The organism is Chromobacterium sphagni, from assembly GCF_001855575.1.
Lineage (GTDB): Bacteria > Pseudomonadota > Gammaproteobacteria > Burkholderiales > Chromobacteriaceae > Chromobacterium > Chromobacterium sphagni.
On the sequence record NZ_MKCS01000004.1, the window covers coordinates 292,463 to 317,598 of the forward strand.

At 64.5% G+C, this 25,136-nt stretch carries 21 protein-coding genes; 15 read left to right on the forward strand and 6 right to left on the reverse strand.

Annotated elements, in window-relative coordinates; genetic code table 11:
* Window positions 1–85: 85 nt before the first annotated feature.
* The gene (locus BI347_RS21840; RefSeq protein ID WP_071117088.1) at window positions 86–610 is read left to right on the forward strand and encodes a DUF2165 family protein; all 525 of its coding nucleotides are present in this window, start codon (window positions 86–88) and stop codon (window positions 608–610) included.
* Here the strand turns inward: BI347_RS21840 and BI347_RS21845 are convergent.
* The 4 genes from BI347_RS21845 to BI347_RS21860 form a co-directional block, all read right to left on the reverse strand.
* Window positions 607–1,182, reverse strand: coding sequence for an ion channel (locus BI347_RS21845; protein WP_071117089.1), 576 nt, complete (start codon window positions 1,180–1,182; stop codon window positions 607–609). The genes BI347_RS21840 and BI347_RS21845 overlap by 4 nt on opposite strands.
* Window positions 1,182–3,029, reverse strand: a complete 1,848-nt coding sequence (gene dxs / locus BI347_RS21850; protein WP_071117090.1) for a 1-deoxy-D-xylulose-5-phosphate synthase — start codon at window positions 3,027–3,029, stop codon at window positions 1,182–1,184. The genes BI347_RS21845 and dxs overlap by 1 nt, the downstream gene beginning before the upstream one ends.
* Before the next feature lie 72 nt (window positions 3,030–3,101).
* Window positions 3,102–3,998, reverse strand: a complete 897-nt coding sequence (locus BI347_RS21855; protein ID WP_071117091.1) for a polyprenyl synthetase family protein — start codon at window positions 3,996–3,998, stop codon at window positions 3,102–3,104.
* Window positions 3,988–4,221, reverse strand: a complete 234-nt coding sequence (locus BI347_RS21860; RefSeq protein ID WP_071117092.1) for an exodeoxyribonuclease VII small subunit — start codon at window positions 4,219–4,221, stop codon at window positions 3,988–3,990. The genes BI347_RS21855 and BI347_RS21860 overlap by 11 nt, the downstream gene beginning before the upstream one ends.
* 152 nt (window positions 4,222–4,373) lie before the next feature.
* Between BI347_RS21860 and BI347_RS21865 the strand changes: the two genes are divergently transcribed.
* The 5 genes from BI347_RS21865 (at window position 4,374) to BI347_RS21885 (ending at window position 10,934) form a co-directional block, all read left to right on the forward strand.
* The gene (locus tag BI347_RS21865) at window positions 4,374–5,210 is read left to right on the forward strand and encodes an SDR family NAD(P)-dependent oxidoreductase (RefSeq protein WP_071113026.1); all 837 of its coding nucleotides are present in this window, start codon (window positions 4,374–4,376) and stop codon (window positions 5,208–5,210) included.
* Between the two features lie 107 nt (window positions 5,211–5,317).
* Window positions 5,318–7,186 carry an ABC transporter substrate-binding protein gene (locus tag BI347_RS21870; RefSeq protein ID WP_239690979.1) on the forward strand — a complete coding sequence of 623 codons (1,869 nt, stop codon included), beginning with the start codon at window positions 5,318–5,320 and terminating at the stop codon, window positions 7,184–7,186.
* Window positions 7,187–7,207: 21 nt separating this feature from the next.
* On the forward strand, window positions 7,208–8,149 hold the full coding sequence (locus tag BI347_RS21875) for an ABC transporter permease (protein WP_071113024.1): 942 nt from the start codon (window positions 7,208–7,210) through the stop codon (window positions 8,147–8,149).
* Window positions 8,150–8,164: 15 nt separating this feature from the next.
* Window positions 8,165–9,220: an ABC transporter permease gene (locus BI347_RS21880; protein WP_071117093.1), complete on the forward strand. Its 1,056-nt coding sequence runs from the start codon at window positions 8,165–8,167 to the stop codon at window positions 9,218–9,220.
* 10 nt (window positions 9,221–9,230) lie between these two features.
* Complete coding sequence (locus BI347_RS21885) at window positions 9,231–10,934, forward strand: ABC transporter ATP-binding protein (protein WP_071117094.1); 1,704 nt, start codon at window positions 9,231–9,233, stop codon at window positions 10,932–10,934.
* Window positions 10,935–11,005: 71 nt separating this feature from the next.
* Here the strand turns inward: BI347_RS21885 and BI347_RS21890 are convergent, their stop codons facing one another.
* Window positions 11,006–11,380: a hypothetical protein gene (locus BI347_RS21890; protein ID WP_071113021.1), complete on the reverse strand. Its 375-nt coding sequence runs from the start codon at window positions 11,378–11,380 to the stop codon at window positions 11,006–11,008.
* 183 nt (window positions 11,381–11,563) lie between these two features.
* The gene (locus tag BI347_RS21895) at window positions 11,564–12,475 is read right to left on the reverse strand and encodes a LysR family transcriptional regulator (protein ID WP_071113020.1); all 912 of its coding nucleotides are present in this window, start codon (window positions 12,473–12,475) and stop codon (window positions 11,564–11,566) included.
* 89 nt (window positions 12,476–12,564) lie between these two features.
* On the opposite strand from BI347_RS21895, the gene BI347_RS21900 reads away from it, so the two are divergent.
* The 9 genes from BI347_RS21900 (at window position 12,565) to BI347_RS21935 (ending at window position 24,964) form a co-directional block, all read left to right on the forward strand.
* The gene (locus BI347_RS21900; RefSeq protein WP_071117095.1) at window positions 12,565–13,020 is read left to right on the forward strand and encodes a multidrug/biocide efflux PACE transporter; all 456 of its coding nucleotides are present in this window, start codon (window positions 12,565–12,567) and stop codon (window positions 13,018–13,020) included.
* Window positions 13,021–13,353 (forward strand): SMR family transporter, encoded by a 333-nt coding sequence (locus BI347_RS21905; RefSeq protein WP_071113018.1) that lies wholly within the window; start codon window positions 13,021–13,023, stop codon window positions 13,351–13,353.
* A gap of 447 nt (window positions 13,354–13,800) precedes the next feature.
* Window positions 13,801–13,974 (forward strand): BcsR/BcsP family cellulose biosynthesis protein, encoded by a 174-nt coding sequence (gene bcsR / locus BI347_RS23145; RefSeq protein ID WP_158020840.1) that lies wholly within the window; start codon window positions 13,801–13,803, stop codon window positions 13,972–13,974.
* A gap of 11 nt (window positions 13,975–13,985) precedes the next feature.
* Window positions 13,986–14,744, forward strand: coding sequence for a cellulose biosynthesis protein BcsQ (gene bcsQ / locus BI347_RS21910; protein WP_071113016.1), 759 nt, complete (start codon window positions 13,986–13,988; stop codon window positions 14,742–14,744).
* Window positions 14,741–17,332 (forward strand): UDP-forming cellulose synthase catalytic subunit, encoded by a 2,592-nt coding sequence (gene bcsA / locus BI347_RS21915; RefSeq protein ID WP_071117096.1) that lies wholly within the window; start codon window positions 14,741–14,743, stop codon window positions 17,330–17,332. The genes bcsQ and bcsA overlap by 4 nt, the downstream gene beginning before the upstream one ends.
* On the forward strand, window positions 17,329–19,599 hold the full coding sequence (gene bcsB, locus BI347_RS21920) for a cellulose biosynthesis cyclic di-GMP-binding regulatory protein BcsB (protein ID WP_071117097.1): 2,271 nt from the start codon (window positions 17,329–17,331) through the stop codon (window positions 19,597–19,599). Before bcsA ends, bcsB begins: the two co-directional genes overlap by 4 nt.
* A 1-nt stretch (window position 19,600) precedes the next feature.
* Entirely contained in the window at window positions 19,601–20,725 is a 1,125-nt protein-coding gene (gene bcsZ, locus BI347_RS21925) for a cellulose synthase complex periplasmic endoglucanase BcsZ (RefSeq protein ID WP_071113013.1), read from the forward strand.
* The gene (locus BI347_RS21930) at window positions 20,710–24,561 is read left to right on the forward strand and encodes a cellulose synthase subunit BcsC-related outer membrane protein (protein WP_071117098.1); all 3,852 of its coding nucleotides are present in this window, start codon (window positions 20,710–20,712) and stop codon (window positions 24,559–24,561) included. The genes bcsZ and BI347_RS21930 overlap by 16 nt, the downstream gene beginning before the upstream one ends.
* A gap of 10 nt (window positions 24,562–24,571) precedes the next feature.
* Complete coding sequence (locus BI347_RS21935) at window positions 24,572–24,964, forward strand: hypothetical protein (RefSeq protein WP_139166967.1); 393 nt, start codon at window positions 24,572–24,574, stop codon at window positions 24,962–24,964.
* Window positions 24,965–25,136 lie beyond the last annotated feature (172 nt).

Sequence of the window (25,136 nt, forward strand, 5' to 3'; positions counted from 1 at the left end):
GGCCAGGGCATCCTGGCCGTTTTTTTATATTCCACAATCAGGGAGCGTGGGATGCTCCGCGCCTGTCCACTAGGGTGAAGAAATCATGAGCCAAACCAGTTGCAATATCCACCTGCGCATCCAGTACCTGTGCAAGGGCGCGCTGGCGCTGTCCATCGGCGCGTTCGGCTTGCTGGCGGCCATCGGCAATATCATCGACTACCAGTCCAACTGGCAGTTCGTCCGCCATGTGCTGGCGATGGACAGCATGGAGCCGTGGTTCGACGACGCGGTTGTGCAGGGGCGGGCGGTGACCGACCCGTTTTGGCAGCGGCTGGCTTATCTTGCCATTATCGCCGGGGAGCTGGCCTGCGGCCTGCTGTGCGCGGCGGGCGGCACGGGTCTGGCGGCGGCCGCGGCAGGCACGGGCTGCCTGCGCTGGAGCAAGAGCCTGTTCACGCTGGGCGCGCTGTTGGCCATCCTGGTGTGGTACTTCGGCTTCGCGGTGGTGGGCGGCGAGTATTTCGCCATGTGGGCCAACAAGTGGAACGGCCAGATGAAGGCTTACGCCTTCATCAGCTTCATCGTGATCAGCCTGATCTATATCCGCCAGCCGGAGCGGGCGGATTAGCCGTTGACGCCGGAGGGGTGGCCGTGTCCCGAGAAGTGGCGGCCGAAGCCTATGATCACCAGCGCGGTGGTGAGGACGATCTGCAGATCGGCCAGCAAACGGATCGGCCAGTAGGTGGGATACATGTCGCCATAGCCGACGGTGGCGGCGGTGGCGATCGACAGGTGGAAGCAGTCCAGAAACAGCATGGCGGCGTTGCGGTAGAAGCCGGGCAGGAAACCGCCGTGGCCATCGTACAGCGCGGTCATGCCGTGGAAGGCGTTGCCCCGGGTCAGCAGCAGCGCGAACAGGTAGTACACCACGGCAAACTGCAGCACCAGGCCGATGTAGAGGCCGATCAGGTCGCCCAGCTGGCGCTGGCGCGGCCGCTGCAGGATGTGGCGCACGGTGCGGTAGAGTGGCCAGAAGAACACCGCCCACGCCAGCCACTCCTCGCCCTGGCGCGGCAAGAGGCCGTGCAAGTCCAGGCCGCGCCACAAGCAGCTGAACAGCACGGCGCTGCCTAGCGACAGCGCCGTGCCGGCGTGCAGTTTCAGCCTGGTTTCCAGGCGAGGCAGCGGCAGCGAGGCCATCAGCCTGCCAGGCGCCCGCGGATGCTGGCTTCGATGCCGGGGGCATCCAGGCCGCACAACGACAGCAGCAGGGCCGGATCGCCATGTTCGACGTAGTCGTCCGGCAGGCCCAGTTGCAGCACAGGCACGTTCAGCCGCAGCGCCTGCAGCGCCTCGACGCAGGCCGAGCCGGCGCCGCCCATCACCACGTTTTCCTCCACGGTGACGATCAACTCGTGGCTTTCGGCCAGCTTTTTGATCAGTTCCACGTCCAGCGGCTTGACGAAGCGCATGTCGGCGACCGATGCATCCAGCGCCTCGGCGGCGGCCAGAGCCGGGGCCACCATGCTGCCGAAGGCCAGGATGGCGATTTTCCGGCCCTCGCGGCGCAGCATGCCCTTGCCGATGGGCAGAGCCTGCATCTGCTGCTGGATTTCCACGCCCGGACCGGTGCCGCGCGGGTAGCGCACGGCGCTGGGACCGTTGTGCAGGAAGGCGGTGTACAGCAGCTGGCGGCATTCGTTCTCGTCCGACGGCGCCGCCACCAGCATATTGGGAATGCAGCGCAGGTAGCTGAGGTCGAATGAGCCGGCGTGGGTGGGGCCGTCCGCGCCCACCAGGCCGGCGCGGTCTATCGCGAACATCACCGGCAGGTTTTGCAGCGCCACGTCGTGGATCAACTGATCGTAGCCGCGCTGCAGGAAGGTGGAGTAGATCGCCACCACCGGCTTGACGCCGTCGCAGGCCATGCCGGCGGCAAAGGTCACCGCGTGCTGTTCGGCGATGGCCACGTCGTAGTAGCGGTCCGGGTGTTCTTGCTCGAATCGCACCATGCCGGAGCCCTCGCGCATCGCCGGAGTGATGCCTACCAGCCGCTGGTCCAGCTTGGCCATGTCGCACAGCCAGTCGCCGAATACCTGGGTGTATTGCGGCTTGCCGCCGCTCTTGCCGCCGGCGAGGCCGTTGGCCGGGTCGAACTTGGTGACGCCGTGGTATTTGACCGGGTCGTTTTCGGCCAGCTTGTAGCCGTGGCCTTTCTTGGTGACGATGTGCAGGAATTGCGGGCCCTTGAGGTTCTTGATGTTCTTCAGCGTGTCCACCAGCACGTCCACGTCGTGGCCGTCTATCGGGCCGATGTAGTTGAAGCCGAACTCCTCGAACAGCGTGCCTGGGGTGAAGAAGCCCTTGACGTGCTCCTCCACCTTGCTGGCGATCTCCTTCAACGGCGGGGCGATGCCCAGCACCTTGCTGGAGCCTTCGCGCATCGCCGCGTAGAAGCGGCCGGACATCAGCTTGGCCAGGTAGTTGTTGAGCGCGCCGACATTGGGCGAAATCGACATGTCGTTGTCGTTCAGCACCACCAAGAGGTCGGTGTCCATCGCGCCGGCGTTGTTCAGCGCTTCGAACGCCTGGCCAGCTGTCATCGCGCCGTCGCCGATGATGGCCACGCTCTTGCGGGCGATGCCCAGGGTCTTGGCCGCCACCGCCATGCCCAGCGCGGCGCCGATGGAGGTGGACGAATGGCCGACGCCGAAGGTGTCGTATTCCGACTCGTCGCGCTTGGGGAAGCCGGCCAGGCCGCCGTGCTGGCGCATGCTGCCCATGCGCTCGCGGCGGCCGGTCAGGATCTTGTGCGGGTAGGTCTGGTGGCCCACGTCCCACACCAGCCGGTCGTGCGGGGTGTCGAACACGTAATGCAACGCGACGGTCAGCTCGATGCTGCCCAGATTGGACGCGAAGTGGCCGCCGGTCTTGCTGACGGTTTCCACCAGGAATTCGCGCAGTTCGCGCGCCAGCTGCGGCAGCTGGTTGCGGGACAGCTGCCGCAGGTCGGCAGGGCTGTTGATGTTTTCTAGCAGCGGATACATTGTGTGGGTCTGCGTGGTATGGCTCGCCGGGCGGTGGGCCGCCCTGGTTCGATTGAATTCAAGACGAGCGGTTCAAAACGAGCGGGCGACGATGTAGTCGGCCAGCTGCTTCAGGCGGTCGGCTTGCGGGCCGAAGCCCTGCAGCGCGGCAAAGGCCTGATCGTGCAAATCTTTCGCCATCCGTTTGGCCTCGGGCAGCCCCAGCAGGCTGACGTAGGTGGGCTTGTCGTGGGCGGCGTCCTTGCCGGCGGTCTTGCCCAGCGTGGCGGTGTCGGCTTCGCAGTCCAGGATGTCGTCCACCACCTGGAAGGCCAAGCCGATGCGTTTGGCGAAGGCGTCCAGCGCCTGCTTTTCCGCGGCGGACAGTTCGCGGCCGGCCATGGCGCCCATCAGCACCGATGCGCGAATCAGCGCGCCGGTTTTCAGCATGTGCATGAACTCCAGCTCCGGCATGCTCAGCGGCAAGCCGACGCTGGCCAAGTCTATCGCCTGGCCGCCGGCCATGCCGGCGTGGCCGGACGCATGTGCCAGCGTATGTGTCATTTCCAGCTGGCTGGCGACGGCGACGCCGGCCATCGGCTGGGAAATCAGTTCGAAGGCGCGGGTCTGCAACGCGTCGCCCACCAGCAAGGCGGTGGCTTCGTCAAAGGCGACGTGACAGGTGGGCTTGCCGCGGCGCAGCACGTCGTTGTCCATGCAGGGCATGTCGTCGTGCACCAGCGAATAGGAGTGGATCATCTCCAGCGCAGCGCCGATGCGGGCCAGGTTGTCCGGCTTGGCGTCCACCAGTTCGCCGGCGGCGAAGGCCAGCAGCGGACGCACTCGCTTGCCGCCTTCCAGCGTGGCGTAGCGCATCGCCTGGTGCAGGCGCTGCGGCGCGCAATCGGCGGCCGGCAGCAGGCGCTCCAGCGCCGTTTCCATTTGCTGCTGGATGGCGGTCATCCAGCCGATGAAGGTTTCATTGGCCATTGGGCAGATCCAGCGCCTTCAGTTCATTATTTTCCAGGATTTTCAGCTGCTGTTCCGCGTCGGCCAACTTGCCCTGGCAGAACTTGATCAATTCGGTGCCTTGCTTGTAGGAGGCCAAGGCTGTCTCCAGCGGCATGTCGCCGCTGTCCATCGCCTGGATGATGTCCTCCAACTGGGTCAGCGCGCTCTCGAAACTGGCGGGCGCTTTGGCGGCTTTTGCCATGGCGGTCTTCCTCGTGCGTGTCAGGCCGACATTCTAGTCCAATTCCACGGCAAAACGACAGTAGCGCTGTCAGATGTTTGTCATGTTGCGGATTCCGGCATCCGAATGATTGGTGTAGGGTGGGGCGCTTGTCTATCGCAAGAGGTTTTTCCATGCCCGATACCCAAGGTACCATCCTGATCACCGGCTGCTCCAGCGGCATTGGCTACCATAGCGCGAAACTGTTGCGGCAACGCGGTTGGCGGGTGTTCGCCAGTTGCCGCACGGCGGAAGACGCGGCGCGTTTGCGCGCTGAGGGCCTGGAAAGCCTGCAGCTGGATGTCGACGATGCCGCTTCGATCCAGGCGGCGCTGGCCAGCGTATTGGCGCAGACCGGGGGACGGCTGGACGCGCTGTTCAATAATGCCGGCTTTGGCCAGCCGGGGGCGGTGGAGGATATCAGCCGCCAGACCATGCGCGAGCAGTTCGAGACCAATCTGTTCGGCCCGTGGGAGCTGACCAACGCTGTGTTGAGGGTGATGCGCGCCCAAGGCCATGGCCGCATCGTGTTCAACAGCTCCATCTTGGGTTTCGCCGCCATGCGCTGGCGCGGCGCTTACAACGCCAGCAAGTTCGCGATGGAAGGCCTGTGCGACACGCTGCGCCATGAACTATACGGCACCGACATCCATGTTTCGCTAGTGGAGCCGGGGCCGATAAAAAGCCGCTTCCGCCCCAACGCGCTGCAGCGCTTCCTGAAGAATGTCGATATAGAGGGCAGCTTCCACCGCGAAGCCTATCAGCAGCAACTGGCGCGGCTGAAAAAAGAAGGCCACGCCGCGCCGTTCACCCTGCCAGCCAGCGCAGTGGCAGAAGCGGTATGGAGAGCCATTACCAGTTCTCATCCGAAGGCCCGCTACCGGGTGACCTTTCCCACCAAGCTCTACTGGTTTCTGCGGCGCTGGCTGCCTCAGCGCTGGTACGACCGAGCCTGCCGCAGCGCTGCCTGAGGGCATGGTTTTCCTATTTGAATTTTATTGATGCCGACTTGATAATTTTTTGTTGATTTGCCTGGCATATTGGCTTTACATTCATTCGCGTCGCTCATGGCTGCTGTATGCAGCCCTCTGGGCGGCGACAAGAAGATGGGAGCCGAACACGGTTCCTGCGCTACGAAGGAGATAAAACTAATATGAAGCACCTGAAATGGCTGCCCATGCTGGCGCTGGGCGCCGCGCTCATGCCGCATGCTCAGGCGGCGGATCCGGGCAAAGTGCTGAGGGTGGCGTTCTCCGCGCCTGAAACCGGCTTTGACATGGTCAAAGTGCACGATGTCTATTCCATGGCTGTCGGGGAGAATATCTTCGATGGCCTGCTGACCTACGACTACCTGGCCCGGCCGCTGAAAGTAGTGCCCAATACCGCCAGCGCAATGCCGGAGGTGTCGGCCGACGGCAAGGTATTCACCTTCAAGGTCAAGCCCGGCATTTACTTTGCCGATGATCCCGTGTTCAAGGGTAAGAAACGGGAATTGACTGCGGCGGATTACGCCTACACCTTCAAGCGCTTCGCCGACCCGCTGAACAATGCTCCCAGCGGCGCGTCTTACACTGACTTCATCACTGGCTTGGAAGAAGCAGGGAAGGTCGCAGCCAAGACCGGCAAGTTCGATTACGATGCGCCGATTTCCGGCCTGCAGGTGCTGGACCGTTACACCCTGCGTATCGTATTGAAAAAGCCCAACTTCGGCTTCCTGTACACCATCGCAGCCAAAGATTCCGGTGCGGTGGCGCGCGAAGTGATAGAAGCCTACGCCAAGGACACCCTGTCCCACCCGGTTGGCACCGGTCCGTTCATGTTGAAGGAGTGGAAGCCGGGCAGCCGCATCGTGCTGGTCGCCAATCCAGGTTTCCGCAAGACCGTTTTCGACGGATTGCCCGGCAGTGAGCCCGGCGACGCGGAAATCTACCAGGCGCTGAAAGGTAAGACCCTACCTCAGGTGGGCAGGGTTGAGATTCGCATTATCGAGGAAGATCAGCCGCGCTGGCTCTCCTTTATGAACAGGCAATTGGACTGGATCGTCGTGCCGAAGTCGGCGATGAAGTCGGCTTTGAACATCAATCCGACCGACCCCTACGACACCACGCTGCGACCAGTGCTGGCCAAGCGCAACATCCGCCTCAGCCATACGCTCGGTTTGGATGTCACCTATGCCTATTTCAACCTGAAAGACCCGGTCATCGGCGGTTACCGCAAGGAAAAAGTCGCGTTGCGCCGTGCCATTGCGCTGGCCTACCCGTTGAAGAAGGAAGTGATCCCGCTTTTGTATGGCAACCAGGCGATCCCGCTGCAGGGACTGGTTCCTATGGGCATGGTGGGCTTCGATCCGCATTTCCAGGGGCAAGTTGGATATGATCCGGCCACCGCCAATGCGTTGCTGGACGAATTCGGCTACAAGATTGGACCGGACGGTTACCGCACCCAACCCAACGGCAAGCCGCTGGTGATAGAGCAGGGCACCCAGTCTTCCGCCCTGGACAAGCAGTTCAACGAGATCTGGCAAAAGGCTTTCGACAGTATCAAGATCCGCGTGCGTTTCAAAACCGCAAAGTGGAACGAAAACCTGAAGGCGGCTTATGCGTACAAACTGCAGATGTGGAGCCTGGGCGGGTCCGCCTCGACGCCGGACGGTGACGATTTCGTGTCCAGTTTTTCTTCGCGCTTGATTGGCCAGGGCAATCTGGCTGGCTATCAGGTTGCTGCTTACGACAAGCTATATGACGCTTCGCAGATTCTGCCGGATGGGGAAGAGCGCCTGGCTCTGTACGGTAAGATGAACCGGCTGGTCGCGGCGCAGCAACCCTATGTGCTGGGTGTCACCCGCTTCTACAACGAACTGACTCAAGGCTACGTTAGTGGCTTCAAGCGCCACCCCATTTCCACTTTCGGCGGCTTCTGGCGCTACGTGGACGTCGCGTCGCACTAATTGCCTGAGTAAGGGAAAATCATGTTTGCATATGTCATTCGCCGTCTCTGGCAGATGATCCCCACCATGCTGGGTGTCATGCTGCTGGTGTTCGTGCTGTTCAACTGGGTGGGCGGCGACCCGACCTTCATTCTGGAAGGCAAGCGGTTGACTCCGGAGATGATGGCCAATTTCCGCGCCCAGATGGGTCTGGACAAGAGCGTGCCGGAGCAATTCTGGCTGTTCGTCAAGCAGGTGCTGACTTACGACTTCGGCAACTCCTGGGCAACCCAGCACTCGGTGACGCATACGCTGGCCAATCGCGTTGGCCCGTCGCTGATGTTGGCTGGCAGCCTGTTGCTGCTTGAGCTTTTCACCGCGCTGCCCATCGCCGTGGCGGTGGCCTATTTCCGCGGCGGCCTGACCGACCGCATGGTCACCCTGATCTGCACGGTGGCGATGTCGGTCAGTTCCTTGGTCTACATCATCGTCGGCCAGTACCAGCTTGGTTTCGCGCTGGACTGGTTCCCGGTGATGGGCTGGGACGACGACAGCATGGTCGCCAATCTGTTCGTCTATCTGCCTTTGCCGCTGCTGCTGGGCCTGCTGGTGTCGCTGGCTCCCAGCGTGCGCTTCTACCGCAGCTTCATCGTCGAGGAGCTGAACCACGATTACGTGCGCACCGCGCGCGCCAAGGGCCTATCCGAGTCGCGCGTGCTATTCAAGCACGTGCTGCGCAACGCGCTGATTCCGGTGGTGACCAACATCACCATGTCGCTGCCCTTCCTGATGCTGGGCTCGATGCTGCTGGAACGCTTCTTCGGCATTCCCGGCATGGGCAACGAGCTGCTCAACGCTGTGGACAAGAGCGACTTCCCGGTGATCAAGGCCATCACCATCACCATCGCCGCCGCCGCCATGGCGTTCAACCTGCTGGCCGACATCCTCTACAAGTGGATCGACCCGCGCGTTCAGCTGAAGTGAGCGGGGGAGAGACAAATGACGACATTGCAGAATACCGCCGGTTCCGCGCCGGCCGCCGCTCCATCCCGCAGCCTGTGGGCACTGGGCTGGCAAAGACTGAAGCGCGACCGCATCGGCTTCGCATCCTTGTGGATAGTCATCGCCTTCATGCTGTTGGCGCTGGCCAGTTGGCTGGGCTTGGTCGGCCGCGGCTGGAACGACGAGATCGCCGAGTCCTATGCGCCGCCGACCTTCATCTATCAGCAGCAGGCGGTGCAGGCGGCAGGCAAACCTCAGCCGCAGGCCGCGTCTGTAGCGCTGGAAGGCTTGAAACCGTCCGAAGACCCGATCTGGGCGGAAATCCAGATCGCCCGCAAGAACCGCGACAAGTACGTGGTGCCGGAGGTGAAGAAAGCTGAATCGCTGACCTTCGGCGCCGACCAGCGCGGCCGCGACATCCTGGACAAGGTGATCAAAGGCACCTCAACCTCGCTGTTCGTCGGCTTCTTCGGCTCCCTGCTGGCCATCGTCATCGGCGCCTCGCTGGGGGCCTGCGCTGGTTTCTTCGGCCGCAAGGCGGACGATTTCCTGATGTGGTTCTACAGCGTGTTCACCGCCATGCCGGACATGCTGCTGCTGCTGGCTTTCGCCGCGGTGGCGGGGCGCGGCCTGGGCACGGTGATCCTGGTGCTGTCGCTGACCACCTGGACCGGCGTGTTTCGCCTGGTGCGCGCCGAGTTCATCAAGCTGCGCTCGCGCGAGTTCGTCCAGGCCGCCGACGCCATCGGCGCCAGCAGCGCGCGCAGGATGTTCGTGCACATCCTGCCCAATATCTCCCACTTGCTGCTGGTGCAGTTTTCCTTGCTGATGGTGGGCCTGATCAAGTACGAGGTGATCCTGTCCTTCCTGGGCTTCGGCGTGGATGTGCGCCAGGTGAGCTGGGGTTCGATGCTGGCCGAAGTGCCTGAAGAGCTGCTGCAGGGCTACTGGTGGCAACTGGCGATGGTGGTGGTGTTCATGTCGCTGCTGGTGACCGCCTTCAGCATGCTGACCGATTCCCTGCGCGACGCGCTGGACCCGAAGGTAAAGTGAGGATCACACCATGAGCAACAACAAGACTTTGCTGTCGGTCCGCAATCTGCGGGTGAGTTTCCGCCAGGAAGACGGCGGCCGCTTCGAGGCGCTCAAGGGCGTCAGCTTCGACATTCCCGCCCACCGCACCGTGGCGCTGGTGGGCGAGTCCGGCTCCGGCAAGTCGGTCACCTCGATGGCCATCATGCAGCTGCTGCCGCCGCAGGCCAGCGAGATCGACCCAGCGTCCGAGCTGCTGTTCCAGGGCCGCAACCTGCTGCAATTGTCGCGCGGGGAGCTGCGCCGGCTGCGCGGCAAGGACATCGCGATGATCTTCCAGGAGCCGATGAGTTCGCTCAATCCGGTATTCAGCGTCGGCGAGCAGATCGTCGAGACGCTGACGCTGCACGCCGGCCTGTCGCGCTCCGCGGCGTGGAAGCGCGCGGTGGAGCTGCTGCGCGAAGTGGGTCTGCCGGAACCGGAGAAGCGGGTGAAGGCCTATCCGCACGAGCTGTCCGGCGGCCAGCAGCAGCGGGTGATGATCGCCATCGCCATCGCCTGCGAACCCAAGCTCCTGATTGCGGATGAGCCGACCACCGCGCTGGACGTCACCATCCAGAAGCAGATCCTGCAACTGATTGCCGACCTGCAGAAGAAGCACGGCATGTCGGTGCTGTTCATCACCCACGACCTGGGGGTGGTGGGCGAATTCGCCGACGAAGTGATCGTGATGCGCCACGGCGAAATCCGCGAGCAGGGCACGGTGAAGCAGATCTTCGAAAACCCGCAGGACGCCTACACCAAGGCGCTGCTGTCGTGCCGGCCGCACCTGGACCGCCGCCCCGAGCGGCTGGCGGTGATCGACGACTTCCTGCGGCCGGGCGGCTATGTGGAGCCGGCCGAAAGGACACGCGGCTATGCCGCCGGCGACGAAATCGTGCTGGACGTGCAAGGGCTGTGCAAGAGCTTCGACATCCGCGAAGGCCTGTTCGGCAAGCGCCAGTTCCACGCGGTGAAGGACGTGTCGTTCAAGCTGGCGCGCGGCAAGACGCTGGGCATCGTCGGCGAGTCCGGTTCCGGCAAGACCACGGTGGGCCTGACGCTGGTGCGGCTGCACCAGGCGACGGCGGGCAAGGCGCTGTTCCACGGCCAGGACCTGATGGGGATGAGCGCCAAGGCGTTCCACGCCTACAAGCGGCGCATCCAGATCATCTTCCAGAACCCGTACGCGTCGTTGAACCCGCGCTTCACGGTGGAGCAGATCCTGACCGAGCCGATGTTGCTGCACGGTATCGGCCAGGATGGCGGCGGGCGGCGCAAGCTGGCGCAGGAGCTGCTGGACAAGGTGGGGCTGCCGGCGGGCGCGCTGGCCAAGTACCCGCACGAGTTCTCGGGCGGCCAGCGCCAGCGTATCGCGATCGCGCGCTGCCTGACGCTGAAGCCGGAAGTGCTGATCTGCGACGAATCGGTGTCGGCCTTGGACGTGTCGGTGCAGGCGCAGGTGCTGAATTTGCTGCAGGACCTGCAGGACGAGTTCAAGCTGTCCTATCTGTTCATTTCGCATGATCTGGCGGTGGTGAAGCACATCTCGGACCAGGTGCTGGTGATGAACAAGGGGCAGGTGGTGGAGCAGGCGGACGCGGACGTGATCTACCGTTCGCCGCAGGACAGCTACACCAAGAAGTTGCTGGGAGCGATTCCGCAGGGTTGGAGCGCGGCGCTGGCGCCGGCATAGCTTTTACGGTTTGTCAGAACAATGCCGCCCGCCGGATTCCGGCGGGCGGCATTTTCATTGCGCGGCGCCGCTTATTGATCGATAAAATCCATGGTCATGGTCCATGGCGTTTGTTGGCCAACCGTGTATTGCACCTTGGCGTCGCCGCCGCCATCGGTCACGCCTAGGTTGCCGCTGCGCGGCTCTTGACCGATCGACAGCTGATAGAAGCCGTCGCCGCCGTAATCGTAATCGGGACCGTCCGCGAAGATCACCCCCATCATCAGCTCATTGCCCTGGCCATCCCAGTCCACACTGATCTGGACCGACTGGTCCGAAGCCAGCAGATAGATGCGTTCTTGCGGCTGGCCGTCGATCAACAGTACCTGGTCGTCCCAGTTGGGATCGCCGTCGATGAAGATGTCGCGGCTGGAGTGGTTCTTCACGGTTACGATGGGCTTGCTCATATGCTTCTCCGGGAGTGGGGGGAGGTGGGGCTGCCGTGTACTTGGCAAGGATAGGTAGGGGAAGCAGAAAGCAAGCCTGTGACTGTTCTTTAAGTCAGGCAAGGTCGGGGTGTGAAGCTGGGTTGGCGCCAGCGGAATATGGATCCGGCACCCGCGCTGGCGTCATGTGCCGGCGCGCTCGCATCAGCGTCCTGGATTATGCTGGCCGTTGGCTTGCCGGCCTCCCTCTGGCGGCGCGGACTGCGCAAGCTGGTTCAGCAGCCACCCTGCGGCCTGTCCCAGCGGGCGGCGCGCAGCCCATACCAAGTCCACCGGAATCCGCTTGGGCCAATCGACTACCTCCAGCTGTTTCAGTTCTCCGCCGCCATAGTTGTTTACCAGCCAGCAGGGCAGCTCGGCCCAGCCTGCGCCAATGCGCGCCATGTCCAGCAGCATCAGGTAACTGGGGGCATACCAATGCCGCTGGCCGGGCGAAGGCGGGGCCTTGTCGCTGTAGGTGTTGAGTCGCAATTGCCGGTGTTGCGCCAGGTCGAGCTCGCCAACGCTGTCTTGCCGGGCAAGCGGATGGCCATGGGCGGCATACGGCGCCAGCTGGCTGGCTTCGGGCTGGCGCTGGTGGCTGATGTCCGGCGGATAGTGCGCCATGGCGCTGACGAAACCCAGTTGCGCGCGGCCGGACAGGATCAGTTCAACCACGTCTTCCTGCTCGCCGACCAGGCATTCCAGTTCCAGCAGCGGGAAGCGCTGCTCCAGTTGGCGGGCCACGGTTTTCAGCGTCTGCGACTGGAAGGTGTCGGACAGCACCAGCGTGAGCCTGGCCTCCACTCCCGCGCTCAACTGGTTGGCCTGCAACAGCAGGGTCTGGCTGGCGGCCATGATCTGCCTGGCTTGCGGCAGCAGCAAGCGGCCGGCCGCGGTGAGCTGCGGTTGGCGGTGGCTGCGGTCGAACAGGCTGCTGGCCAGATCGATTTCCAGATTGGCGATGGCTTCGCTGATGGTGGATTGGCTCTTGCCCAGCCGGCGCGCGGCGGCGGAGAAAGAGCCTAGCTCGGCGGCGAAGACGAAGGCGCTCAGCGCCTCAATGGAAATGGTCATATCGGATTTTCCGATCATTAATATTTTAAAAGTATCCGTAAATCCAATCATAATCGCAGGCATTGCACTTTTACAGTAGGGAGCCGTCCATGGATGCAAAGGACAAGACACTTGGCGAGCGGGTATTGCACGCGATGCTGTACGAGCTGTGCGCGATGGCGCTGCTGGTGCCGTTGGCATCGTTGGCGATGGATGAGGGTGTATTGCACATGGGCGTGCTGGCCTTGATGATGTCCACGGTCGCCATGCTGTGGAATATGGTTTTCAACGCGCTGTTCGAACGGTTGGAGCGCCGTTTCGGATGGCGGCGCGGTGCCGCGGTGCGCAGCCTGCATGCGCTGGGCTTCGAGGGCGGACTGGTAGTGATGCTGGTGCCGCTGGCGGCCTGGTGGCTGGGCGTGGGCTGGTGGCAGGCCTTGCTGCTGGACCTGGGCTTCTTCGTGTTTTTCCTGCCGTATACCTATGTATTCAACTGGCTGTACGACCATCTGCGCGCGCGCTTCGCGGCGCGGCGTGGTTTGGCTGCAGCCGCCGTGGAGCGATGAATGAAGATATGGTTGTTCCTGATGGGGGCCATTCTGTCGGAGGTGGTGGCTACTTCCGCCTTGAAAGCATCTGATGGCTTTACACGCCTGTGGCCGTCGCTGTTGACTGCCGGTGGCTATCTGCTGGCGTTCTACCTGCTGTCGCAAACTTTGCGCCATATCCCGGTAGGCATCGCCTATGCCTTGTGGTCCGGCATTGGCATCGTGCTGGTTTCGCTGATCGCCTGGCTGTTGTACGGGCAGAAGCTGGACCTTGCCGCGATGGCCGGGATGGGGCTGATCATCGCCGGAGTGGTGGTGATCAATCTGTTTTCGCAGTCGTCTGCACATTGAGCGACGGCGCGCAAGCCGTTTGTCAGGCCGCCCGTCAGGGCGGCCTTGTTTTTGTGATTTTACGCAGTGCAATTTAATGACATTTAATTTGCCGTAATGGCTTGGATGCCATCGAGCGCGAAATGCTGCATCAATTCTGCGATTGAGTATGTCATTGAAATTTATGACTTTGTGTTTGCAAGCAAGGGCTTTTCAGGACTTTTTCAGGAAAGCTCAAATGCAGTTTTGTTGAATATTAGCCTTTGTTAAGCTGTGTTATTTTAGGGGGTGTTTTGATACAACAGATTTCAAATATATTTACATGTCTAATTTACCTTCTTACAATCAACGGTTTACTCATGAATTGTCGACCGGTCAGCTTTCATTGAGGCTGTGCAAACTCTTTGAAGCGATGGCCTGCCGAATCTGCAAACTCATCCATACTGTATGCATCAAGACACTTCTCGTTTGCGTTCCCATCTCCAACGCCAGGATTTCCATTATCAGGAGGTTGGCCAGGATGCCGTAGTGACCGAGGTCTGCGAGCGCTGGCCGCTGCTCAAGGCCATCTACGGCGGCTTGGAGCGCCAGCAGCAGGACGTGGTGGTGGGGGCGCGTGAAGCGGCGAGCGATACGGCTTGATGGAGCGAGACATGGCAATTTTGGCGGTATGCGGCGTGAAGGGTGGTTGCGGCGCCACGACGGTGGCGGCGTCGCTGGCCTTGTTGTGGCAACGGCAGCAAAGACCAGTGCTGGCGATGGACCTGTGCCGGCAGAATCTGTTGCGCCTGCATTTCGGCATGGCTTGGGACGAAGGCGACGGCTGGCGCAGCCGGCTCGATGCCGGCGCCGACTGGATGCGGGCCGCCTGGGAGGTGGGGGACCATCATCTGACGCTGGTGCCGCATGGCCGGGTGGAGGTGGACGTCGACCAGGGCGAGCCGCAGGGCGACGATTGGTTGCGCGATGAGCTGGCGCTGCTTGAGAAGCAGGCGGGCCAGCGCACGGTGCTGGATCTGCCGGCGCGCGGCGTCGCCGAGCGGCAGCAGGGCTTGAATGCCGCCAATCATGCGTTGGTGATGCTGTCGGCCGAACCCGCGTCTTGCGCGCTGCTGGAGATGGCCGAGGCCGAACTGCTGGCCAGCGGCTTGCCGTCGGAGCGCATCCTGTTCGCCATCAATCATTTCAATCCGCTGCGGCAGCTGGATGGCGATGTCGAATTGATGCTGCGCAAGACGTTGGGACCGCGGCTGGCGCCGCTGCCCATCCATCGCGACGAGGCGGTGCGCGAGGCCTTCGCCAAGCAGCGGCCCTTGTTCGACTACGCGCCGGAGAGCCAGGCCGCCGACGATTTGCGCCAGCTGGCGACTTGGTTGTCGGTGCGGCTGGATGCCGACAGGGGCGGCGCATGAATCTACCGGCGGCGAACTGGCGCGAATGGGGCCTTCGGCTGCGCTTGCTGCATCCGGCCGATGCGCCGCGTTGCGCCTTGCTGCTGCTGTCGCTGTTTGTCGTCACGCCTGCCCATGGCTGGACCGCCTGGGGCAATGTGGCGCGCCAGTATTTCCCTCAAGTCGATTTCTCCCGGCCCAGGCTGGCCGATCCCCTGCGCATCCTGTTGCAGCTGGTCTGGTTGCTGCTGGTCAAGCCGCCGCGCGCGCAGGGGGCCAGGCGGCCGAAACCTTTGCCCTACCTGCTGGAGTTCAGTCGCCACGCGCTGGCCTCGGCCGCCGGCCAGCGCCGCCGCGCCGAGGTTTGGCTGGAAGCCCGCTTTCCGCGGATGTTCGACCCCGCCCATCTGCGCGGTTCGGTAGAGGGCTTCGCCGAGCATGCCTGGTGGCGGAACGCCGCCATCCGCACCGCTTGTTATCTGCTGGCAGGTTTGCTGGGCGTAGTGCTGGTGACCACGCCGTTCGATGAATACTCGCAAGCGGTATTCACCGTGGTGCTGCTGCTGATGGCCTTGTGGGTGAGGCGCATCCCTGGTCCGGTGCCCACGCTGATCCTGATGGTGTTCTCCATCGCGGTGTCCACCCGCTACATCTGGTGGCGCACCAGTTCCACCATCAATGACGACAGCTGGCCTAACCTGATCGCCGGCGTGATTCTGCTGGGCGCCGAGATATACGCCTGGCTGGTGCTGCTGCTGGGGTTTTTCCAGTCGTCCTGGATGCTGGAGCGCAAGGTGGTGCCGCTGCCGGCGGACGCTTCGCTATGGCCCAGCGTGGACGTGTTCATCCCGATCTACAGCGAGCCGTTGCGGGTGCTCAAGCCCACCGTGTTCGCGGCGATGAGCATGGATTGGCCGCCCGGCAAGCTGCGCGTGCATATTCTGGACGACGGCAGCCGCGACGAGATCCGCGAATTCGCTTCCCAGGTGGGCGTGGGCTACATCGTCCGCAGCGAGCACAAGCACGCCAAGGCCGGCAACATCAATCACGCGCTGGGCGTCACCGACGCCAGCTTCGTCGCCATCTTCGACTGCGACCACATTCCCACCCGCTCCTTCCTACAGACCACGATGGGCGGTTTCCTCAAGGACGAAAAGCTGGCGTTGGTGCAGACGCCGCACCACTTTTTCTCCGCCGATCCGTTCGAACGCAATCTGGATACCCGCGACAAGGTGCCGAACGAGGGCGAGCTGTTCTACGGCCGGGTGCAGGACGGCAACGACCTGTGGAACGCGTCCTTCTTCTGCGGATCGTGCGCGGTGTTGCGGCGCGACGCGCTGATGGCGGTGGGCGGCATCGCGGTGGAAACCGTCACCGAAGACGCGCACACCTCGCTGAAGATGCACCGCCGCGGCTACCATTCGGCCTATATCAACCTGGTGCAGGCGGCGGGCCTGGCCACCGAAAGCCTGTCCGCCCACGTTGGCCAGCGCATCCGCTGGGCGCGCGGCATGGCGCAGATATTCCGCAGCGACAACCCCATGTTGGGCAAGGGACTGACCTTGGGACAGCGCTTCTGCTATCTCAACGCGATGATGCACTTCCTGTACGGCATCCCGCGTCTGGTGTTCCTCACCGCCCCCCTGGCCTTCCTGCTGTTCCATGCCTACACCATCTACGCGCCGGCGCTGGGTCTGGTGCTGTACGTGGTGCCGCACATGGTGTTCTCGGTGATGTCCAATTCGCGGATGCACGGCGAATTCCGCCGTTCGTTCTGGGGCGAAGTCTACGAGACGGTGCTGGCCTGGTACATCACGCTGCCTACCACGGTGGCGCTGCTGTTTCCAGGTCTGGGCAAGTTCAACGTCACCGCCAAGGGCGGCGTGGTGGAGGAAGACCATGTTGACTGGAGCATCACCAAGCCCTATCTGTTTTTGCTGGGCTTGAACCTGCTGGGCGTGGGGTTCGGTGTGTACCGGATGTGGACCGGCCCCGCCAACGAGATCGGCACCGTGCTGGTGAACCTGTTCTGGGTGGGCTACAACACCTTGCTGCTCGGGGTGGCGCTGGCGGTGGCGCGCGAGTTGCGCCAGGTGCGGGTTTCCCACCGCGTGCAAAGCCGGCTACCGGTGTCGCTGCATCTGCACGACGGCAAGGTCTATCCCTGCCACACCCTAGATTATTCCGAGGGCGGCATGGCGCTGGAGCTGCCGGAAGGCCTGCGGCTGCGGCTGAAGCAGAACACCGAGCTGACGGTGTCGATGCGCCGCAGCGGCCGCAGTTTCGCCTTGCCTTGCCGCCTGGTGTTCTCCAAGGGCGGGCGCCTGAGCGTGCGCTTCGCAGGCCTGAGCCTGGACGAGGAGATGGCGTTGGTGCAATGCACTTTCGGCCGCGCCGACGCCTGGCTGAAAACCACGGAGCGCAAGCATGAGGGCACGCCGCTGGGCGGGGCCTGGGATATCTGGCGCATGGGTGGCCACAGCCTGTGGCAGCTGGCGCAGCAACTGTTTTCGCCGCTCGGGGCCCGCAGCGGCCGTTGGGTGGGCTTCTGGAATTGGCTGGGCAGTCTGCTGCCGCGGCAGCCGCATATTTATCGGAACATGAAATGATAAGCCGCATACCAAGAAAAACCCTGTCCATATTCCTTTCCGGCCTGCTGCTGGCGACGCCGGCGTTGACGGTTAATGCCAAGGAAGAGACGGTTGCCGCGCCGGAGCAGGCCAAGGCCGCGCCGCTGGTCACCACCCGTACCCTCAGCTTCAAGCAGATGGGCGCCGGCTATCCGCTGAAAATGCGCGGCGACAACAGCCTGGTGGGCGTCGGTTTCGGCAGCCGCGGCGACGAGGTGATCAGCGGTCTCACGCTGCATCTGCGCTATACCTTCTCGCCGGCGATGCTGGCCGACCTGTCGCATGTGCAAGTGTTGCTCAACGACGAGGTGGTGACGGTGCTGGCCTTGCCCAAGGAGCAGGGCGGCAAGCCGCAACAGCTGACCCTGCCGCTGGACCCGCGCCTGCTGGCCAATTTCAACCAGCTCAAATTCCGTTTGATCGGTCATTACACCAACCGCTGCGAAGACGAGACCCACAGCAGTCTGTGGGCGGAGATCAGCAATACCAGCGAACTGCAGTTGACGGTGCAAGCGTTGCCCTTCGTCAACGACCTCAGCTATTTCCCCGAGCCGTTCTTCGACCGGCGCGACTTCTCGCCGCTGAAGCTGCCTTTCGTGTTCGCCGCGCGCCCCTCACAAACCTCGCTGCAGGCGGCGGGCGAGCTGGCGTCGTGGTTCGGCGCCCAGGCCGGTTGGCGCGGCGTGCGCTACAGCGCCTCACTCAACAGCCTGCCGGCGGCGGCGCACACCATCGTCTACGCCACCAATAGCCAGCGGCCTGATTTCCTGGCCAAGCTGCCGCCGGTGTCGGCGCCCACCATCAGCATCATGCCGCATCCGGATCGGCCGGAGCGCAAGCTGCTGCTGATCCTGGGACGCGACGACAAGGACCTGAAACTCGCCACCGACGCGCTGGTGCTGGGCCAGGCCGGCATGAGCGGCAGCCAGGTGGTGGTGCGCGGCCTCAAGCTGGAGGCGCCGCGCAAGCCGTACGACGCCCCCAACTGGGTGCGGCCGGACCGGCCCACCAGGCTGGGCGAACTGGTGGACAATCCGCGCGATCTGCAGGTCACAGGCCAGCAGCCGGCGCCGATACGCATCTCCTTCCGCGTGCCGGGAGACCTGTTCACCTGGGGCAGCCGCGGCATTCCGCTGGATCTGAAGTTCCGCTACACCGGCCAGCAGCAGGCCGCCGGCTCGCGTCTCAGCATCGGCATCAACGAATTGTTCGTGCAAAGCCTGAATCTCAACGCCAGCGGCGTGGGCAGCACCCAGACCAGCCTGCGCCTGCCGGTGCTGGAAAACGGCCTGCTCAGCAATATCGACCGCATCCTGCTGCCGCCCTTCCGCGTTGGCAGCCGCAACGAGATGCAGTTCCAGTACGTGTTCGCGGCGGAAAAGCAGGGCGAGTGCGCCAACAATCTGGCCGACGGCAACCGCGCGGCGATTGATCCGGACTCCACCGTCGACTTCAGCTCCTATCCGCATTATGCGGCGCTGCCCAATCTGGGTCTGTTCGCCACCTCTGGCTATCCGTTCACCCGCATGGCCGACCTGTCGGACACCGCGGTGGTGCTACCCAGGCAGCCGGCGCAGCAGGACATCGCCGCCTTCCTCAATGTGATGGGCAAGATGGGCGAGTCCACCGGCTATCCGGCGCTGCGCTACCGGCTGGTGGACGAGGGCGCGCTGGACAGCGTCAAGAACTCTGACCTGCTGGTGGTGGGCAACGCCCGCAACCTGGGTCTGCTCAAGGCCTGGCGCGACAAGCTGCCCACCACGCTGGAGGGCGGCAACCGCAAGGTGGCCGAAGGCGAGGCCAACACCCTGCCGGCCGGCCTGGGCCAGACGCCGGAGCAGGCGGCAGGCGGCCGCATCAACGGCCAGGTGGACTTCTCAGCCCAGGGCCGGCTGGGCGCGCTGCTGGCGCTGGAATCGCCGCTGGCCAGCGGCCGCAGCGTGGTGATCGTCACCGGCAGCGAGCCGGACGCGATGGCCACCGCGACCGGCGCGCTGGCCGACGACGGCAAGGTGGCGCAGATGTCCGGCAGCGCGGTGCTGATCCGCGGCGACAGCATAGACAGCCAGCAGCTGGGGCCGGTGTACTACGTCGGCAACCTGCCGCTGTGGACCTGGGTATGGCTGTTCCTGTCCGCCCACCCGCTGTTGCTGGCGGCGCTGTCGGCGCTGGCGGTGCTGATCTTCGCCTTCGCCATCTTGCGCCTGTTCAAGGCGCTGGCTGCGCGCCGCCTCAAGGAGTCGTGAGATGAAGGCGCTGCAACGCGCGTGCCTGGCGGCGCTGGGCGCGCTGGCGCTCGCTGCCCAGGCGGGGCCATGCGACGGCTGGCCGGCCTGGCAGGACTTTCGCCAGCATTTCATTCCGGATGGCGGCCGGGTGCTGGACCGCGGCTCGGACGGCCAGCCGACCACCTCGGAGGGGCAGAGCTACGCGCTGTTCTTCGCGTTGGTGGCCAACGACAGGCCGGCCTTCGACAAGCTGCTGCAATGGACGCGCGACAACCTGGCCGCCGGCGACCTCAGCGCCCGCCTGCCGGCCTGGCAATGGGGCAAGCGTCCCGATGGCAAGTGGGACGTGATGGACGACAACAGCGCGTCCGACTCCGACCTGTGGATCGCCTATAGCCTGCTGGAGGCCGGCCGGCTGTGGCGCGAACCGCGCTATACAGCGCTGGGCAAGCTGTTGGCCTTGCGCATCCTGCGCGAGGAGGTGATGGACCTGCCCGGCCTGGGGCCGACCCTGCTGCCCGGCCGTTACGGTTTCACCAAGTCGGAGCTGACCCGGCTCAATCCCAGCTACCTGCCGCCGCAGCTGGTCGCGCGCATGGCGCACGCCTTGCCGGGCTCAGGCTGGGCCGTGTTGCGCGGCACTTCGCAGCGCATGTTGCTGGAAAGCGCGCCGGCCGGTTTCGCGCCGGACTGGATCGCCTATCGCAAGGGTTTCGCCGCCGACGATGCCAGCAAGGCGTCGGGCAGCTACAACGCCATCCGCGTCTACCTGTGGGCCGGCATGCTGGCGCCGGACGCGCCGGGGCGCGCCGCCTTGCTGGGCAAGCTCAAGCCGATGGCGCTGCAGGTGGCCAAAACCGGGCTGCCGCCCGAGATGGTGGACACCCGCAGCGGTAAGGTCCAGGGTTCGGGACCGATAGGCTTTTCTATGGCGCTGCTGCCTTTCCTGCAAGCGCAGGGCGAGCAGGCGGCGCTGCAGACGCAGTTGCTGCGCATCGAGGCCATGCCGCTGTCCGAGCGGCCGGACGCCTACTATGACCATGTCTTGACCTTGTTCGGCCAGGGCTGGCAGCAGGGCCGCTATCAATTCAAGGCCAACGGCGAAGTCAAGCCGGCCTGGGAGGGCGCATGCGCTGCATCCTGAGCGCCATGCTGGCGCTGGGTTTCAGCGGCGCGCTGCACGCCGCGCCCGCGGCGGTGGACCCGGCGCAGGCGCTGTTGGAGCAGGCGCGGCTGTGGCAGTCGCTGGGGAGGCCGCTGGAGGCGCAGCAGGCGCTGGACAAATTGCAGCGCATCCACGCCGCCAAGCCGCAGGACCGGGCCGAGGCCCTGACGCTGCAGGCGCTGGTCCAGGTGCAGCAGCATCAGGACAAAGAGGCGCAACAAACGCTGGCGCAGCTGCGCCGGCTGTATCCCGGCTATTCCGGGATCGCCCGGGTGGAGCAGATGCGCCGGGTGCTGGGGCCGGACCGCAACAAGCTGCTCACCGCGCGTTCGCTGTTCAATAGCGGCAAGGTAGAGCAGGCTTACGCCGCCTTCAACGAACTCTACCAGGGCCCGCCGCCGGAAGGCGCGCTGGCGCTGGAATACTGGCAGCTGGTGGCCCGGCTGCCGAACGGAGGCTGGGCGCGCAGCCAGGCCGCGTTGAAGAAGCTGATCCAGCAAAGCCCGTCCAACCACAAGAACCGGCTGGCGCTGGCCAGCATCTATCTGTTGCATCCGCCGGTGCCGCCGCAAGTGCTGGCCGAGATGAAGGCGCTGACCCAATTCGCCGACAGCCGCAGCGAGGCGCTGGGCTTGTGGCGGCGCGCGCTGCAGCAGGCCGATATGCCGCAGGACGCCTATCTGGCCTACCTGCAGGCGGCTCCCGAGGACGAGCAGATCAGCGGCAAGCTGGCCGCGCTGCGAGCGGGCAGGCGCAAGCAGCGCGAACTGCTGGCCGACCCGGCCTACCGCGCTTTGCTGGCGGCGGACAAGCAATTGGACGGCAACCAACTGGCCGCGGCGGAAAAGAGCCTGCAATTGGCGGCCAGCCGTTACGCCAAGCAGCCGCAGTATCTGAAGAGCCTGGGCCGCCTGCGCGAGAAGCAAGGCCGTTACGCCGACGCGGTGGCCAGCTACCGCCAGGGGCAGGCGGAGCAAGCGGGCGACAGCGGCTGGAAGCGCCGCATCGCCGACGCCCAACTGGCCGACATATTGGCGCAGGCGCAAACCGCGATGCAGGCGCAGCAATGGCAGACCGCGCGCGCGCTGCTGGACCGGGCCGGCAAACTGCAACCCGCCAGCGCCGACGTGCTGCTGGCCGACGCTGATTGGCAGGCGCGGCAGAACCATACCGCCCGCGCGCAGCAGCTGTACCGCCAGGCTTTGCAGAGCCGGCCGGATAGCGGCCAGGCCCTGGCCGGGCTGTTGCGCACCTATCTGGACGCTGGCCAATACGCGCAGGCCGACGCTATGCTGCGCGGCCTGCCGCAAAAGCAGCAACGCGCCTTGGGCGCTTCCTATCTATCCGCCCGGGCCGAAGTGGAGCGCGAGCTGGGAGACCGCCTGCTGGCCAAAGGCCAGTTGCAGCAGGCGTTGCCGCATCTGCAGCGCGCGGTGGACTTGCAACCGCAAAACACCTGGAACCGCTTCGCGCTGGCCAATGCCTGGCTGGCGGCCGGCGACGCCGGCAAGGGCGGCTCCATTCTGCGCCAACTGGCCGACGCTCCGGCTGCGAGTCCAGAGCGCCTGTACGCCTACGCCTTGTTCCAGGCCAAGCTGGACGACGACCGCGCGGTGCTGAACACCTTGCAGCGTATTCCGCCGGCCGCCCGCAGCGAAGGCATGACGGCCTTGCAGCGCCGCATTTGGCTGCGCGAAATCATCCGCCTGGCCGACGCCCGGCTGGCGCTGGGCCAGGCCGGACAGGCGCGGCAGAGCCTGAAAAGCGCGGAGCGCTGGATGCAGGGCGACCCGGCGCGGCTCTCCGAGCTGGCGCAAGCCTGGTTGCGGGCGGGCGACGCCGGCCATGCCCGCCAGCTGCTGCTGTCGCAATATCTGGAGCAGCCGGACACCGACAACGAACTGGCCTACGCCGACCTGCTGCTGGACCTGGACGATATCGCGGCGGCAGAGCCGCTGCTGGCGGCATCCGCGCAGACGCGACAGGACATGAGCGAGGATCAGAAGCGGAAGCTGGCGGACCTGCAGGCCACGCTGGCGGCGGCACAGGCTGATCAGGCGCAACAGGCCGGCGATCATGTCCGCGCGCAAGCCATCCTCAACCAGGCGGTGCTGGCCGCGCCGCAGGACGCGCGTTTGCAGCGCAAACTGGCAGATTACGACATGGAGGCCGGCCGCTGGGATGCCGCCCGCGCCCGGCTGCAACAGGCGCTAAGCCTGCGGCCGGACGATGACGAAGCCCGGCTGCAGCTGGTTGACCTGTATATCAAGACCGGCAACCGGAGTCTGGCCGTCCAGGGAGTGGACGCGCTGCTGCGGGACCAGCCCGGGCGCAGCCTGGACTTCCGCTTGCGCGCGCTGGCGCGACTGGGCGATGCCGGCGACACGCGGCGGCTGGACCGGGAAATCGCCAGCCTGCTGGCCCAGGGTGTGAAAAGCCCAGCGCTGATGGGGCAGGCGGCGCGGCGCGCGCGGCAGAAGAATCAGCCGAAGCAAGCGCTGGCTTGGTATCGCGCCGGCTTCGCTTCCGCAGCCGCGGGAGTGCAGACCACCGCCAACAGCGGCCTGTTGCTGAGGCAGCAACCCTTGCGGCCGGTGCCGGCAGAATCCGCGCAGCAGGAAACCCTGCACGAAGATTACGCCGAGCTGCTGGACGCGCGCAGCATCAAGATTTGGCAGGGCCTGGACCTGACCTACCGCAGCGCCGACAATGGCACGCCGGGTCAGTCGCAGATGACGATGTGGCAGGCGCCGCTGCTGGTGGAGCTGCCGGCCCCGCGCGAGGGCAAGTACTTCCTACGCGCCGACGCGGTCAGCATCAACGCCGGCTCCTTGGACAACAGTCCGGACAATAATTACGCGCTGCAGCGCTTTGGCTCCGTGGCCGCTTGTTCCTCCCTGCCAGGCAACAATGTCCAGAGCTGCGCCGGACAATTCGGCGCGCAGGCCGCGCAAGGCGTGGCGTTGGGCCTCGGCTACGAGAACGAGCATTGGCGGGTGGACATGGGCGGCACGCCGCAAAGCTTCCCGGTGTCCAATCTGATAGGAGGCGTCCGTTATTCGAACAGCGTCTCCCTCCTCAACTACAAGCTGGAGGCCTCGCGCCGTCCGGTGACCAGTTCCCTGCTCAGCTATGCCGGCGTGCGCGCCCCCTATACCGGCCAGACCTGGGGCGGAGTGGTCGCGACCGGTGTCGGCGGCAGCCTGGGCTACGACCAGGGTGGACGCTTCGGCGTGTGGTCCAATTTCGCCTACCAGCAGCTGACCGGCGAAAACGTGGCCGAAAACCGCAAGCTGACCGCGATGGGCGGCGTCTACTGGCGCTTGCTGAAGGAGCCCACCCGACAACTGACGCTGGGCGTCAACAGCATCAACTTCTGGTTCCAGAAGAACCTGGGCGAGTTCACTTTCGGCCAGGGAGGCTATTACAGCCCGCAGCGCTACAATTCGCTGTCGCTGCCGCTCAGCTACGCGGCGCGCAACGAGCGCTGGAGCTATCTGGCGCGGGCTTCGGCATCGATATCCAGCGCGCGCGAATCGGCGTCGCCGTTCTATCCGACCCGGCCGGACCTGCAGACGCAGGCCGGCAATCTCTATACCAGCGAAAGCTCCGGCCCTGGCTGGGGGGTGTCGCTGAGCGGCGCGTTCGAATACCAGTTAACGCCGCGGCTGGCCTTGGGCGGCATGCTGGAGTATCAGCATTCGCAGTACTACCAGCCGGGCCGGGCGTTGTTCTATCTACGCTACCAGCCGGATGGCGCGTCGCTGACGCTGCCGTTCCCGGTGGAGCCGCTGCAGCCGTATTCGAGCTTCTGAGGAGGATAGCGTGAGTGTGTTCAAGTCGATTGCATATTGCTGCCTGGCCATCGCCACGCTGCTGCCGGCGGGAGGGGCCGCCGCCGCTTCCGAGCTGGACGCGGCGCGCGCCTGGTACTGGCAGCATCCCTACCAGCCGGAGGCGATCAACCGCTTGGCTCTGCAACTAGTCAAGGCCGGCAGCGTGGGTAGCGCCATCGTGTTGCTGGAGCGGGCGGCGCGCATCGCGCCGGACCGCGAGGACATCCAGGCCAACCTGCTGCGGCTGAAGTCAGGTTCGCGCCGGGTGGCGAACGAGCCGTGGGCGGAGGCGGCCAACCCGTCTGCAGAGGCCACTGTCGGCGCGCCGATCGGCCAGCAGGCGCTGCCGGCGCCGTGGCCCTTGGCTGAGGTCAAGCCATAGCCGGGGCATGGCGTTGCGCAGGATGGAAGAAATGCCGGTCACAGAATGTTGTGGCCGGCATTTCTCTTTGATTGGCATCTGCGTTGAGGTTTGGCGCCTGCTGCGCGGGCGATAATGTTCATGCCGGTTCCGCCGGTCAGCAAGCGGGTGCGCAATCGCCGCCATAAAAAAA